Source organism: Rhodococcus sp. 008 (assembly GCF_001682295.1).
GTDB lineage: Bacteria > Actinomycetota > Actinomycetes > Mycobacteriales > Mycobacteriaceae > Rhodococcus_F > Rhodococcus_F qingshengii.
The window spans coordinates 1,763,624-1,777,985 of sequence record NZ_CP012749.1; the positions used below are offsets into that span (position 1 = coordinate 1,763,624).

11 protein-coding genes are annotated in these 14,362 nt (G+C 60.7%); 7 read left to right on the top strand and 4 right to left on the bottom strand.

Annotation, left to right across the window (positions count from 1 at the left end; translation table 11 throughout):
* Position 1 precedes the first annotated feature (1 nt).
* Entirely contained in the window at positions 2–763 is a 762-nt protein-coding gene (locus AOT96_RS08370) for a 3-hydroxyacyl-CoA dehydrogenase (protein ID WP_003942978.1), read from the bottom strand.
* 28 nt (positions 764–791) lie between these two features.
* Positions 792–1,985, bottom strand: coding sequence for a thiolase family protein (locus AOT96_RS08375; protein ID WP_065351561.1), 1,194 nt, complete (start codon positions 1,983–1,985; stop codon positions 792–794).
* A gap of 368 nt (positions 1,986–2,353) precedes the next feature.
* On the opposite strand from AOT96_RS08375, the gene lanKC reads away from it, so the two are divergent.
* Positions 2,354–4,936, top strand: a complete 2,583-nt coding sequence (gene lanKC / locus AOT96_RS08380) for a class III lanthionine synthetase LanKC (RefSeq protein ID WP_065351562.1) — start codon at positions 2,354–2,356, stop codon at positions 4,934–4,936.
* A 638-nt stretch (positions 4,937–5,574) separates the two neighbouring features.
* Here the strand turns inward: lanKC and AOT96_RS36320 are convergent.
* A complete protein-coding gene (locus tag AOT96_RS36320) occupies positions 5,575–5,709 on the bottom strand; it encodes a hypothetical protein (protein ID WP_256082940.1) in 135 nt (44 codons plus the stop codon).
* Between the two features lie 484 nt (positions 5,710–6,193).
* Here AOT96_RS36320 and AOT96_RS08385 point away from each other — a divergent pair, with 484 nt between their 5' ends.
* Both AOT96_RS08385 and AOT96_RS08390 read left to right on the top strand, forming a co-directional pair.
* On the top strand, positions 6,194–7,180 hold the full coding sequence (locus AOT96_RS08385) for a hypothetical protein (RefSeq protein WP_156778937.1): 987 nt from the start codon (positions 6,194–6,196) through the stop codon (positions 7,178–7,180).
* Between the two features lie 62 nt (positions 7,181–7,242).
* Positions 7,243–8,481, top strand: a complete 1,239-nt coding sequence (locus AOT96_RS08390; protein WP_065352793.1) for an HNH endonuclease signature motif containing protein — start codon at positions 7,243–7,245, stop codon at positions 8,479–8,481.
* Positions 8,482–8,592: 111 nt separating this feature from the next.
* Here the strand turns inward: AOT96_RS08390 and AOT96_RS08395 are convergent, their stop codons facing one another.
* Positions 8,593–9,435: an SDR family oxidoreductase gene (locus AOT96_RS08395; RefSeq protein ID WP_442978603.1), complete on the bottom strand. Its 843-nt coding sequence runs from the start codon at positions 9,433–9,435 to the stop codon at positions 8,593–8,595.
* 277 nt (positions 9,436–9,712) lie between these two features.
* Between AOT96_RS08395 and AOT96_RS08400 the strand changes: the two genes are divergently transcribed.
* The 4 genes from AOT96_RS08400 to AOT96_RS08415 all read left to right on the top strand — a co-directional run bounded on the left by AOT96_RS08400 (position 9,713) and on the right by AOT96_RS08415 (position 14,354).
* Complete coding sequence (locus AOT96_RS08400; protein WP_003943163.1) at positions 9,713–10,720, top strand: AurF N-oxygenase family protein; 1,008 nt, start codon at positions 9,713–9,715, stop codon at positions 10,718–10,720.
* Positions 10,721–10,753: 33 nt separating this feature from the next.
* On the top strand, positions 10,754–12,481 hold the full coding sequence (locus AOT96_RS08405) for an FAD-dependent oxidoreductase (protein WP_064113617.1): 1,728 nt from the start codon (positions 10,754–10,756) through the stop codon (positions 12,479–12,481).
* Positions 12,482–12,693: 212 nt separating this feature from the next.
* Positions 12,694–13,167, top strand: a complete 474-nt coding sequence (locus AOT96_RS08410) for a Zn-ribbon domain-containing OB-fold protein (protein WP_065351564.1) — start codon at positions 12,694–12,696, stop codon at positions 13,165–13,167.
* Positions 13,164–14,354, top strand: coding sequence for a lipid-transfer protein (locus tag AOT96_RS08415; RefSeq protein WP_007730416.1), 1,191 nt, complete (start codon positions 13,164–13,166; stop codon positions 14,352–14,354). Before AOT96_RS08410 ends, AOT96_RS08415 begins: the two co-directional genes overlap by 4 nt.
* Positions 14,355–14,362: the final 8 nt, after the last annotated feature.

The window sequence follows — 14,362 nt, forward strand, 5'->3', positions numbered from 1 at the left end:
ATTACCGCGGTGCCATACGGATTGCACCGTCGAGGCGGATCGTCTCACCATTGAGCATGGGGTTGGAAACGATGTGCGCAGCAAGCGCGCCGTACTCGCTGGGATCACCCAGGCGAGAGGGGTGAGGCACCTGCTGACCCAACGACGCCTGGGCTGCTTCGGGCAGTCCGGCCAGCAACGGGGTCTTGAACAAGCCGGGTGCAATGGTGTTGACGCGGATCAGCAGCGACGCGAGGTCACGGGCGATGGGAAGCGTCATACCGACGACGCCGCCCTTCGACGCGGAGTACGCAGCCTGCCCGATCTGGCCGTCATACGCTGCGACCGAAGCGGTGTTGATGATGACGCCGCGTTCACCGTCGATCGGCTCGGTCTTCGAAATACGTTCCGCAGCAAGACGAAGGACGTTGAAGGTGCCGATCAGATTGACGTCGATGACCTTCTTGAACGCGTCGAGCGGGAAAGCGCCCTTCTTGCTGACCGTCTTGACTGCGTTGCCGATTCCGGCGCAGTTGACTGCCACGCGCAGGGGTCCGAGGGACTCGGCCACGTCGAGTGCCGCGGTGACCGCAGCCTCGTCGGTGACGTCTGCAGCCGCGAAGCGGACCCGGTCGCCAAGTTCCTTGGCGATGGCTTCACCGTTGGACGACGGAAGGTCGATAATGACGACGCTGGCACCGTCGGCAAGAAGGGCTTTGGTCGTAGCCAGGCCGAGGCCGGATGCTCCACCGGTGACGACGGCGACGCTGTCGTTGACGATCATGAGAGTTCCTTTCGAAAGGTTATGTGTTTCAGATGCGTTCGATGATTGTGGCGTTGGCCATGCCGGCGCCCTCGCACATGGTCTGCAATCCGTAGCGTCCGCCGGTGGCCTCGAGGTGGTTGACCATCGTGGTCAGCAGACGAGTACCCGAGGACCCCAGGGCATGGCCGAGTGCAATCGCGCCGCCCCACGGGTTGAGCTTTGCCGGGTCGGCGCCGAACTCGTGAGCCCAGGCGAGTGGAACGGGAGCAAATGCCTCGTTGACCTCGTAGGTGTCGATGTCGTCGATGCTCAGGCCCGCGCGAGCGAGCACCTTGTGGGTGGCTGGGATGGGTGCGGTGAGCATGAAGATCGGGTCATCGCCCGCAACGGAGAAGGAATGGAAACGAGCTCGCGGCGTCAGCCCTAGCTTCGACGCCATTTCTTCGCTCATGATCAGTGCTGCGGACGCGCCGTCGGTGAGCGGCGACGAGTTACCGGGAGTGATCGACCACTGCGCCTCGGGGAAGCGCTGCGCGTACTTCTCCGAGTAGAACGACGGCTTCAAACCGGCGAGTCCCTCGGCGGTAGTAGACGCGCGAACCGTCTCGTCGACGATATGCGAGACGGTCTCACCGGCGGCGTTGGTCACCGAGATCGGCAGAATCTCCTTGTCGAAGAGCCCCTTCGCCGCTGCCTCTGCTGCCCGCTGGTGGGACTGCGCGGAGAATGCGTCGAGAGCGTCGCGGTCAAGCTTCCACTTGGCGGCGATCAATTCTGCAGAGACTCCCTGGTTGACCAGGCCTTCGGGGTAGCGAGCCGCGACGCCCGGACCGGAAGCGTCCTTCCCCATCGTCGTGGTACCCATCGGGACACGACTCATGGATTCGACGCCTGCCGCGATCACGATGTCGTAGGCCCCGGCGATCACGCCCTGCGCCGCAAAGTGCGCAGCTTGCTGACTTGATCCGCACTGGCGATCAATCGTGGTGGCGGGTACCGACTCGGGGAACCCTGCCGACAGGACCGCGCTGCGGGTGATGTTGAGCGCCTGCTCACCGGCCTGGCCGACGCAACCGCCGATCACGTCGTCCACCAGGGCGGGGTCGAGGCCGTTTCGCGAGGTGATGGAACGCAGAACGTGGGCCATCAGTTCGACAGGGTGCGTCCCGGACAGTGCTCCGCCCGGCTTTCCCTTGCCGGACGCGATCCGGACTACATCGACGATCACTGCCTTGGTCATCTTCGTTCCCTTCGAGGACGTGCATTGCTGGGGCGGTCCGGCACCCGAGTTTCGTGGCGCCGGGTACCGGACCGAGATCGAGGGAGCACCCTGACTTAGCGCTCGCTAAAGAACTACCACCGACTTGATCCTCTCGTCAAGAGGGGGCCTCCGAACTCGAAACAAATGCGGCCGACTAAAAGCTGGGCGATCAGTGACCTCGCCTGGCCCACGCCATTCATTAGTACTTTCGAATGATAGGTTTTCAATCTTCGCCCGAAATGTCCGGAATCGGATAACCTTCCGCCACAAGCAATCCAAGCCACAGGGGATTCGGGGCGTGGCACCAATCGATGACAACCGCAGGGGGACTGACCGGGAGGTTTGGCGTGGACCTGCGATACGTTGCCTTCACGCGTGCCGACCCGCATTTCTACGACCGAATCAGAACGGTCACCCGACCAGATACATCAACTGACCAGCACTTTATCCCCGCGAAGTCGGTGGATTGGTCGCTCTGGCGGCGCGGTCCCCAAAGTGGACCGTGGAACTACTTCCAACCGCCCGACGGTCTGCTGCCAGAACAAGGATGGAAGATTCACTGCTCCGCTACCCAAGCCAACGCGCAGGAGCTGCTCGATACCGTTTCCGTGTATTGCGGTCACAATCATGTGCCGTTCAAATTTCTTCGGACGGCAGCAGACCTCATGTTGTCCAACAGCAAGCAGGCCAATCGAACTTCCAGCGGAAAATTCATCACGATCTATCCGGCGGATGGTGTTGCCACACAACGTGTCATCACCGAACTGGACAAGCTTGTCACCGGTGCCGACGGGCCGTACATCCTCAGCGATGTGCGATGGAACCGGGGACCGCTCTACTTACGGTACGGCGCGTATCTGCCCATGCAGACCTACGATTCATTCGGCGATCGCGTCCCCGCAATTCGGCGTCCTGACGGATCGCTCGAACCCGATGTGCGCGGCACTTCCTTCAGAACTCCGGACTGGGTACAAATCCCGGACTTCGTTCGCGCGCAGCAAGACAAGCTGAAATCACATGACGAATTCCCCTATTCGATCAATGAAGCCCTGCACTTCAGCAACAGCGGGGGGATCTACTCCGCGTTCGACGACGCCGGCATCGATCTGGTCATCAAAGAAGGCCGTCCCTTTACCGCCCCGGACGCCAACGGCCGGTACGCAATCGACCGCATCCGTAACGAGTACGACAAGTTGACCCACCTTGCCGACAACCCGTACGCACCTTCTGCGATCAGGTTGTTCGAGCGCGAGGGACACCACTTCCTTGTCACCGAGCGCGCTGCCGGCACTCCCCTGAATCAGGAAGTTGCGCTCCGCCACCCACTGATACGCGCGGACCAGACACTCAGTTCCCGAACGGAATACAGAACCTGGGCACTCGACATTGCACAACAGTTGACTACCGCAGTCGAGAGCTTCCACAACGCCGGAATCGTTCATGCCGATCTTCACCCTGGCAACGTCATGTGCTCACCGTCCGGTATTCGGATCATCGACTTCGAGATGGCCCACAACATCGACGAGCATCCGCCCCGGTCCACCGGAGCCCCCGGATACACAGCACCTCGACAGTTGACAGGAATCGCGGCGGATCGATACTCGTTGGGCTGCATCGAGCTGGGACTCTTTGTTCCACTTACTACATTGTTCCCTCTCGATCGCAACAAGATTCCCGAACTCATCGACTATGCGGTGTCTCGATTCGATCTTCCCCGCGCCTTCGGTGCCTCGCTCTATTCGATGCTCGACGTACAGGCGCCGGCGCCGAAGAATCGCCCGCATCGTTGGGACACGTCGTCGAACGAAACCTTGCAACGCACGGCCGCTCTATTGCGCTGCGGCATCCTCGCCTCGCTTGATCTCGCCCGCGCTGATCGACTCTTTCCCGGCGACATCGCCCAGTTCGAGGTGAACGGCTACGGCATTGCGCACGGCTCGTGCGGAAACCTGCTCGCCGATGTACTTCCCGCAGACACCTTGGAGTCAGTTCTGGAATGGACTGAACATCAAGTTGATTCGGATACTCAACCAAAGTTCGGCTTCTTCGACGGGCTCGCGGGTGCGGTGCATACCTTTCGGCATCACGGGCGACATTCGACAGCCGACAGGTGGGTCGAGACTTTGCGTCGAGCCCCACTCGACGACATCGACTCCAGCCTTTTCAGCGGCCTTTCCGGAATCGGTTGCCTCCTACTCGAGGAATCGGTTTCACGACCGACTGTGTCACCCACTCTCGCTGTCGTGACCGAGACTCTGCGCGAACGAATTTCAGCTGCTCGCTTGCATGTCCGCGACGCCGGCGGAACACCTTGGGCAGTGGCCGGCCGAGGTGGGCTGATGCGGGGACCGAGCGGACAAGCACTGTTCTGGACTCGCCACTACGAACTGAGTGGTGATCCTCGATCGCTGGAACACGCACGCCAGCTCGTCGACATCGATCTGTCTGTGATGTCGATGTGCCCTGACGGGTCGATGCAGCTGAGAGAGGAGCGCCGGACGATGCCGTATCTCGGATCCGGGTCTGTCGGTGTGGGCCTGGTACTTCTACAACTTCTGCGCCATGTCGACGAACCGCGTTACGCAGCTGCGGTGCGTGCGATATCCCGCGCCGCCACAGTCGAATTCACTGCCCAAGCCGGACTACTCAACGGGCGAGCCGGGCTGATGCTGTTTCTCAGCGAACTCTCCAAGACTCCATACGCCGGCGCCGATTGTGAACAGACGCTTGCACAGCAGTTTCAGCTTCTGGGCTTGCACAGCCTCAATCACGCAGGAGGCCTGCACTTTCCAGGTGAACAGAACCTGAGACTCTCAACAGACTGGGCAACCGGATCTGCAGGAATACTGGCGTTGCTCCCATATACCGGATCGGCAACTGCCCGACAGTCGTTTCCACTGATGTGCGCGTCGAACTGCCACATCGCCTAATTGTTCGGAAGTTATCACCCACGGCAGATTGGAGCACAGAAGTACCAGGCGAAAAACCTGGAATTAAATCAACACCGCAAGCAAACTCGATCGATCAAATCCATCGGCAAGAACGCCGATCAACAAAGGAAATGACAATGGACGCTATTCTCTCCCTTCAAGATCTGTCAGTCGCCGCCGGCAACGTCGGAGACGCAGGCCAGCTCGAGCAGAACGCGGCAATCAGTTCGCTCAGTTTCTTCTGCCTCTGACCTCAGGCCGATACCTCGGAGCAAGTCCGGGGTATCGGCTTTTACAATCCATATCGAAAAGAAAATACGGGTCGCCGCGTCGACTATCGACGAAGCGACCCGTATTGCAATGTCATTCCGCGCTGAACGAGGGAATCATCATGCTTCCCATCACTGCCAAGCCGCTGACATCTCGAAGCGAACCCAGAGCATTACTCAAGAAAGAAAAAAGCATCAGATACTCACCTCCTTAAGCTGCGAGTTGGCGGATCGGAAGGTCATCCCTGCACCCACCCGTCGCTCGACAATGCAGTCAGCATCTCGAAGAAGCTGACGTGGATCGCTGACAGTGACCCGGTGAAAAGACCAAAAACATCTTCCAAGGAACCCATTTTCGCCCTCCCTAATCTATTTGAACGGATTGAACGGGACGTCGAGGCCGAAGTCCACGGAGAGCGCGAAAGGCATTGTGATGATGGACTTGAAAGCAGTCAGCATCATGGGCAAGAGCGCCGAAACCGAACCCAGATCAGATGAATTCATCTCACATCCTCCTATTCGCTCGAGATTCCGACGAGTCCGTCGATGACGACTCCACCGGCATCGATTGACCCGTAGGCGAAATTCAGAATCGCCTGCAAGAACGGAACTAACATTTCCCACTCCTTCGCAACGGACATTCGCATGTCGTCGGTACTATTATCCGTCGCCCGTATTGCGGGATCTGGGGCCGAGCGATCACGATGTGGATGTAACCGTAGACAAAATCCTAGAACATGTGCCAGTTTTTGCGCTTTATTTCAAAGATCCCACCTTAAGTAGGATATTAGACGATTTACTCATAGGTGAACTCGTACTTAAGTCCTACACAAAATGTCGAAATCTGGCGGTTCCGCGTGGCAGGCCCATTACAGAATGAACGGTATCGTTTCATCATGGAACGCATCCACACTTCACCGAGCTGCATTCGCCGATGATCTACGCGACCTGGCGGCAATGCCGAGGGCAGATCGTATGGTCACTGGCGATGATATTCCTCCTGATCCTGACAGCCGCACTTTCAGGCTGGTTCGTTCAGCGTTCGGGCGAGAGTTGGGACTTCGGCGACATCTGCTCACGCTGGTACGACGGAGGTGGCAGTTGCCGTGCCGACACCGCTCTCACCTTGACGACGCTTCTCGTACTCCTACTACCGTTCGCCTCAGGAATGCTGGTCGGCGTCACCACATTCGCCCGAGACTTCGAGCAGGGTCCCGAAAACCTCGATTTTCTCGAGTCCACCAGCCTTGTTCGATGGTATTTCTTGCGGGTCCTGGTGGTCTTCGTTCCCATCACCCTTGCGATGGCAGTCCTGGGCCTGGTGCTCGGCTGGACCCAGACGCTTGGCCGGGGACAGGCGGCAACAAATGAGGCCACCTCGTTTTCCTTGATGGAGTTCCCCAATTTTCAGACGACGGGAATCGTCGTCGGCGCCTACACCTTTTTAGCAATGACTACCGGCAGCGCAGCCGCATTGCTCATCCGCAACACCGTCTTCGCGATGGTCATGACTCTTCTCGCGTTCTTGATCGTGCCCGTCGCACTGAGCGCGACGATGCGCGAGCATTACTTGGCCCCCGACACTGAAGTGCAACCCATCGACGGACTGGCACGTGCAGCGGAATATGCACCGTCGCCGTATGAAAATCTCGACTCGAGGTGGGTCATCGATGCCGGCTTCGCCGATACGGATGGCAACATGATCGACGCCGATTACACAATGTGCTGGGGCTCAGACAATTCCGATCGCAAGCAGCAAGACCTCGAGGTCGACAACTGCCTTCGAGAACAGGGAATCGATCACTATGCCGTGATCTATCACCCACAGAGCCGGTACTGGCAATTTCAGTTCATCGAGACTGCCGTGATGCTGTTGTGCTCCGGGTTGATGGTGGCGCTCGCACTCGTCGGCGCACGTGGACGACGTCGGCGACCCGCCTATAACCGACTGTCCGAAATGTCGAAATCGATTTGATAGCAGCAATTTTCGATCCACCTTCTCTTGTGTTCGAAACTTTGTTCGATTATGCTTTCGGCATGGACAGTCGGGATGCGTGGCAGCTGGATGGCGAGGGCCTCAAGGGGGAGGTTCTGGATCTGGTGCGTGTCCGGCACGAGTTGCAGTCGCGGTTGGTGTTGCTGATCGTGGAGATGTTTTCCCGTGAGGTTCTCGGCGGGAAGGGTTTTCGGGCGATCGCGCAGTGGTTGCATGGTTCGACGAATTTGGAGATCGGTGAGTGCAGTCTGCTGGTCGGGTTGGCGCGGTTGTTGATGCTCGAACCTGTTGTCGCGGATGCGTTTCATCGCGGTGACGTGGATGCGTTGAAGGCGCGGCAGGTGGCGTCGTTTTGTCAGCATCCGCCGAAGAACATGACCCTGGCGGATGTGGACAAGGCTCGCGGGATTTTGTTGTCGTTGGCGTCGAAGAACATTGCGGATTGCGATGCGGTGCGGGCGGCGATTCGGCGGATCGAGAAGCAGTACGGCAAGCGCGAGGACGGCGTTCCGGTCGGCGAGGATTCCGAACGTAACGAGTTCTACGCGTCGAAAGGCTTGTACGGGCGGGTCACTGTGAAGGGTGATCTGGATGCGATCAACGGGGCCCGGTTGATCACGTTGTTGTCGAGCCTGTCGGCTCCGACGCCGGAGAAGGACGGCGTGAAGGACACGCGTACTCCGGCATTACGGCGTGCGGACGGGTTTTGCGAGTTGTTGCGCTGGTACGAGCGGGCGGGGTTGGGTCCGATCGAGGGCGGGGTGAAACCGCACATCACGGTCACCGCGTCCGCGAAAGACATGACCGACCTTAAAGTTCTGAAAGACCTGTTGCCGTCCACCGAGGAGCTGGGATTTGCGTGGACGGATTGGGTGGGCCCGATCAGCATCGACACCGCCCGGATGTTGGCGTGCGACTGCACAGTCACCCGGATCCTCCTGGATGAGAGTGGTGTTCCGCTCGACTGCGGTAAGGAAGCGAGAACAGCAACGGTGCCGCAGCGGCGGGCGTTGACGGTTCGTGATGGCCGGTGTGCGTTTCCGGGGTGCGGGACTCCGTCGGGGTGGTGCGATGCCCATCATATTGTTCACTGGAACGATGGTGGCCCAACAGATCTCGACAACCTGATCTTGTTGTGCGGTCATCACCACCGGACGATGCACCACACGGAATGGCGGGTGGAGATCGGACCGGATCGAAAGACGGTGTTCTATCCACCGATGTCGATCGATCCGTATCAACAGCCGATCGGCGGGAACAGCCCACCCACAGCGGCGTGAATCGCGACAATCGAATACATCAGCGCCGGGGACGAACCATGCCCCGGTGCTGGTGCACGTTTCTGGTCAGATCCCAACCCCTCAAATCCCAACCCCTCAAATCCCAGCCCCTCAGATCCCGGCCCTTCGCACGAGAGCGTCAGTGGCAGAGGGGGATACAACGTCAATCGCTCGTAACAGCCCCGCGTACCGCGGATACAGCTCGACGGGACGCGTATTGATCGCCCTCAAGATCCACGATGCAGCTTGATCGGCCGTCAGCGCCGGCTGGCTCACGTAATCCGCCGTCGGAGCGATCATCGGTGTTCGTATGAGTGGGAATTGCACTGTGGTGACATCGACACCGGTGCCGTGACATTCCGCACCGAGGCTTCGGCCGAATGCACTGAGAGCAGACTTCGACGCGTGATAGGCGCTGAACCTGGGCATCACGCCCGCAGTGACTCCCCAGGTTCCGACGTTGATGATGTGTCCGGACTTCGCCTCGAGCATCGCGGGCAGTAGCCGCAACGTCAGTCTTGACGGCCCGAAGTAGTTCAGCGCCATGGTGCGCTCGTAGTCATGGAATCGGTCGACCGAATCCAACGCGGTACGCCGGATCGAGCGACCCGCATTGTTGACGAGGATGTCGACCGACCCGAATCGATCCGCGATCGTCTCCGCGAGTTCGTCAACGGCTTCACCGCGGGAGAGGTCCGCAGGCACGATGTGTGCCCATCCTCCCCTGCGGTGAATCTCGTCCCGTACGTGTTCGAGGTTTTCCTCACCGCGCGCGACCAGGATCATCTCGGCTCCCCGACGAGCCAAAAGATGAGCTGTCGCCTCACCGATCCCCGACGAGGCTCCCGTCAGGACGATGGTCTTGTCGGAAAGCGTGACGCCGCGAGACAGAACAAGGGAGCGCAGACGCGTCGGCGGTCTCAATGCAAGATTGCTGAGAATCGATCTGATCACGTCGGCCTCGGTTCGATCTTCGCGTGCGATTCGGTGCGAACCCGTCCCTGAACAGCCCACTTCGGACGCACCGCGGAAATTACTCAAAAGTAAGTTATGGCGCCGTTTCGGCCGTGTCAAGAATTCGTCGGGATTCAGGAGTATCTGCCACTAGCTTTTCCTGATACCTCGGGTTACATTAAATCCAGACCGAGTGCCAGCGATCACACAACCGGCCCTCGATTCCACCGAACACCGCGAGAAATACCAGCGGTGACCGAAACGAAGAGGAGACGCCATGACGCTCACATCGCCGCTCGACAAGCGCGGAGAAGCATCCGACGACTCGTACAACGAGACGCTTCGACTCCTGTCCGAGGGCTCGGTGCACAAGCACTTCGACCCGTACCTCGACATCGACTGGGACTCCCCCGAGTTTGCCGTCGTCCCGAACGATCGCCGCTGGATCCTCCCGGCCGAGACTGACCCGCTGGGTGCACACCCGTGGTACCAGTCGCAGTCCGAGGCCAGGCAGATCGAAATCGGCATGTGGCGCCAGGCCAATGTCGCGAAGGTCGGTCTCCAGTTCGAGAACATTCTGATCCGCGGCATGATGCAGTACGTCTTCTCACTGCCCAACGATTCGGCCGAGGCGCGCTACTGCACGCACGAGTCGGTCGAAGAGTGCAACCACACGATGATGTTCCAGGAGATGGTCAACCGCATCGGTGCCGACGCTCCCGGGATGAGCCGTCCGATGAAGATGCTTGCACCCTTCATCCCCCTCGCTGCGGGTCCGTTCCCCGAACTGTTCTTCGTCGGTGTCCTCGCCGGTGAAGAGCCCATCGACCACATTCAGAAGAGCATCCTGCGCGCCGGCGGCCAGATCCACCCGATCATGCAGTCGGTCATGGCCATCCACGTAGCCGAGGAAGCGCGTCATATCTCGTTCGCGCACAAGCTTCTGAGCCGCCGCATCCCGCTGATGTCACGCCCGAACCGGTTTGTCCTCTCGCTGCTGTTCCCGATCGTCATGCGCATTCTCTGTGACGCCATCGTCATCCCGCCGAAGTCCTTCTGGAAGCAGTTCGACATCCCGAAGTCCGTGAAAAAGGACCTGTTCTGGGATCTGCCCGAGTCGCGCCAGACCCTGCGCAACTACTTCGGTGACGTCCGCATGCTGGCCACCGACACCGGCCTGATGAACCGTGCCTCGCGCCTGGTGTGGAAGGCCTGCAAGATGGACGGCCGCGCATCACGCTTCCGTAGCGAACCTCACCGCAGCTCGCACAACGCCGCCGCGTAGCTCCCGGACAGTCGAGATCGGACTCATAGCGCCATGCCACACGTAGTCACGCAGTCCTGTTGCAGCGACGCCTCGTGCGTCTACGCCTGCCCGGTCAACTGCATCCATCCGACGCCGGACGAGCCGGACTTCCTCACCGCCGAGATGCTGCACATCGATCCGCAGGCCTGCGTCGACTGTGGCGCATGCGTTTCGGCCTGCCCGGTCGACGCCATCGTCCCCGAGTCGAAGCTGACCGACCCGCAGCGAGTCTTCCTGTCCATCAATGCGGACTTCTACAAGGAAGAGCGACCCAGGCCGCTTCTCGCCAAGGTCATCCCGGCAGCCCACGTCGACAAGGGCCGACCGCCGTTGCGCGTTGCGATCGTCGGTTCCGGACCGTCGGCGATGTACGCCGCGGACGAGTTGCTGACTCAGCCTGACGTGCAGGTCAATGTCTTCGATCGCCTTCCTGTGCCTTACGGCTTGGTTCGCGCCGGCGTTGCTCCGGACCATCAGAAGACCAAGCAGGTCACTCGCTTGTTCGACAAGATCGCCGCACAAAAGGGTTTCGAGTTCTACCTCAACGTCGAGATCGGCAAGCACATCTCGCACAGCGAACTGCTCGAAAATCACCATGCGGTGCTCTACGCAGTCGGCGCTTCGTCCGACCGTGGTCTCGGCATTCCGGGCGCTGATCTGCCTGGCACGGCCTCGGCCACCGACTTCGTAGCCTGGTACAACGGCCACCCCGATCACGCCGACGACGTCTTCGACCTCTCACATCGCCGCGCGGTCATCATCGGAAACGGAAATGTCGCGCTCGACGTCGCTCGCATTCTGACGGCCGATCCCGAGAAGTTGGCCGGTACCGACATCTCCGCTCACGCACTCGCCGCTCTGCGGAAGAGTCGCGTCGAAGAAGTTGTCATCGTGGGTCGACGCGGAATCGCGCAGTCCGCGTTCACGGTCCCCGAGTTCACCGGCCTGATGGCACTGCCGGACATCGAACTCTCTGTCGGACCCGACGACATGGTTCTCGACTCGGCCACCGAAGAACTGGCAAAACGCGGCGAACTCCCGCATGCCGTCGAGCAGAAGTTGCGTCTCCTCGAAGCCCTGAAGAACCGCGATCACGTCGACGTCGGCAACAAGCGCATCACGTTGCGCTACCTGCTCACGCCGACCTCGATCACCGGCGACGATCAGGTCAGCGGAATCGAGTTCGCTCGCAACGCACTTGTCGACGCGAACGGAACCGTGCAGATCGAAGCAACCGGCGATACCGAGACCATCGATACCGGCTTGGTCCTCACCTCGATCGGCTACCGCGGAGTGCCCATCCCCGGCGTCCCGTTCGACGAGCGTGCGTCGGTCATTCCGAACGAGAACGGCCGAGTCCTCGAAGCTCCGAACGGTGATCCCGCCACCGGGGTCTACGCGACCGGTTGGATCAAACGCGGACCGAGTGGGTTCATCGGCACCAACAAGTCCTGCGCGCAGGAAACGATCAGGATGCTCGTCGACGACTTCAACGACGGACGCCTGACCAACCCGGTCGCCGACGACTCCGCAGTCGATCGTCTGGTCCGGGCGCGACAGTCCGACGTCGTCGACCGCGAGGGCTGGCATGCCATCGACAAGGCGGAACTGGAACGCGGCGCTGCGCACGACCGTGTCCGCGAAAAGGTTCTGGATCAGGTCGAGATCACCTCCATCCTCGACGCTGCGGCCCGGGTGAAACCGGCGCGTCGATTCGGTCGACCCGTTCGCGCTCGCTGATCCGCTACAGGTAAACAGCTACTTTCACGCACACGGCCCCGCCTGCAGACTCGTCTGCCCGGCGGGGCCGTCTGCGTTCCGGCAGCGTCCCACTCAGCGAAAATTTTTGCCCGTCAGCGGCCGAAATCGTGTAATACTGCAACCTGTTCCAGTAAGCGGCACAGCGGGCCCACGATCCCCCGGATCAGGCTCGCCAACCAGATGAGGATTGCATGAGCGAGACTGCAACGCCGGCGCCGAACGGGAGTGTGACGCCTGCAGTAGAGGGTTGGTTCACCACCGGCGACGAACCTGCTCTGATCGGCACGAAGTGCCAATCCTGCGGCACCATTTCCTTCCCTCGTGAGGCGACGTTCTGCAAGAACCCGAGCTGCTTCAGCGAGGAGTTCGACGATGTGGAACTCTCCCGTAGCGGCACTGTCTGGTCGTACACCGACGCGCAGTACCAGCCCCCGCCGCCGTACATCCCGCGCTCGGATCCGTACGAGCCTTTTGCTCTCGCAGCAGTCGAACTGCCCGAGGGCATCGTCATCCTCGGCCAGGTGGCCGACGGATTCGGCGTCGACGATCTCAAGGTCGGCAATACCGTCGAATTGGTTGTCGAGCCGCTGTACACGGACGAAACCGGAGTACGTACGACGTGGCGCTGGAAGCCTGTCGCCGCCGATCAGGAGTCGCAGTCATGAGCAAGGACGTCGCAGTACTCGGTGTCGGTATGCACCCCTGGGGCAAGTGGGGGCAGTCGTTCGTGAAATACGGCGTTGCGGCCGCTCGCGCCGCGCTCGCCGATTCGGGTGTGAATTGGCAGGATGTCGACTTCATCGTCGGCGGCGAGACCGTCCGCAACGGGTACGGCGGATACGTCGCCGGAGCCACCTTCGCGCAGGCACTCGGCTGGAACGGCGCTCGCGTCGCCACGTCGTACGCCGCGTGTGCGACGGGAGCCCAGGCACTCGACACCGCTCGCGCACGAATCCTGGCCGGCCTCAGCGAAGTTGCCCTGGTCGTCGGCGCCGACACCACGCCGAAGGGCTTCCTCGCTCCCGTCGCCGGTGAGCGTTGGGACGACCCGGACTGGCTGCGCTTCCGCCTCATGGGTATGACCAACCCGGCGTACTTCGCGCTCAACGCGCGTCGTCGCATCGACCTCTACGGCGCCACCGCGGAGGACTTCGCCAACGTGAAGGTCAAGAACGCCAAGCACGGACTCAATAATCCGAATGCGCGCTACCGCAAGGAAGTCACCGTCGAGAACGTGCTGGCATCCCCCGTGGTGTCCAATCCCCTGCATTTGCTCGACATCTGCGCGACGTCCGACGGCGGCGCCGCAATCTTGCTGACGTCGATGGAATACGCCCGCAAGATGGGCATCGCGGAACCTGTTCGCATCAAGGCTATTTCGACGGTCACGCCGACGTTCCCGCAGACGATCATGGATATGCCGAACTTCTCCACCGATTCCAGCTCCGCCGTCCCGGCTCCGGAGCGCACGTTCAAGGAATCCATCGGCTACGCCGCATACGAGGAAGCCGGAATCTCTCCCGAAGACGTCGACATCGCCGAGGTCTACGACCTCGCTACCTCGGTGGAACTGGACTGGATCGAAGACCTCGCGCTGTGCAAGCGGGGCGAGGCCGAGCACCTTCTGCGTGCGGGTGACACCAGTATCGGAGGCCGCATCCCGGTCAATCCGTCCGGTGGTCTCGCGTGCTTCGGCGAAGCCGTTCCCGCGCAGGCACTTGCGCAGGTGTGCGAGCTCACCTGGCAGCTGCGCGGACAAGCCGAAGGCCGTCAGGTCGAAGGCGCCCGCATCGGTATCACCGCCAACCAAGGTCTGTTCGGACACGGCTCCTCGGTAATCGTTTCCGCCTGACCCTGTTC

Excerpts from the sequence above, each read along its gene's own strand:
- AOT96_RS08370 (WP_003942978.1), bottom strand. The coding sequence starts at position 763 with ATGATCGTCAACGACAGCGTCGCCGTCGTCACCGGTGGAGCATCCGGC.
- AOT96_RS08375 (WP_065351561.1), bottom strand. The coding sequence starts at position 1,985 with ATGACCAAGGCAGTGATCGTCGATGTAGTCCGGATCGCGTCCGGCAAG.
- AOT96_RS36320 (WP_256082940.1), bottom strand. The coding sequence starts at position 5,709 with ATGAATTCATCTGATCTGGGTTCGGTTTCGGCGCTCTTGCCCATGATG.
- AOT96_RS08385 (WP_156778937.1), top strand. The coding sequence starts at position 6,194 with ATGATATTCCTCCTGATCCTGACAGCCGCACTTTCAGGCTGGTTCGTT.
- AOT96_RS08390 (WP_065352793.1), top strand. The coding sequence starts at position 7,243 with ATGGACAGTCGGGATGCGTGGCAGCTGGATGGCGAGGGCCTCAAGGGG.
- AOT96_RS08400 (WP_003943163.1), top strand. The coding sequence starts at position 9,713 with ATGACGCTCACATCGCCGCTCGACAAGCGCGGAGAAGCATCCGACGAC.
- AOT96_RS08405 (WP_064113617.1), top strand. The coding sequence starts at position 10,754 with ATGCCACACGTAGTCACGCAGTCCTGTTGCAGCGACGCCTCGTGCGTC.
- AOT96_RS08410 (WP_065351564.1), top strand. The coding sequence starts at position 12,694 with ATGAGCGAGACTGCAACGCCGGCGCCGAACGGGAGTGTGACGCCTGCA.
- AOT96_RS08415 (WP_007730416.1), top strand. The coding sequence starts at position 13,164 with ATGAGCAAGGACGTCGCAGTACTCGGTGTCGGTATGCACCCCTGGGGC.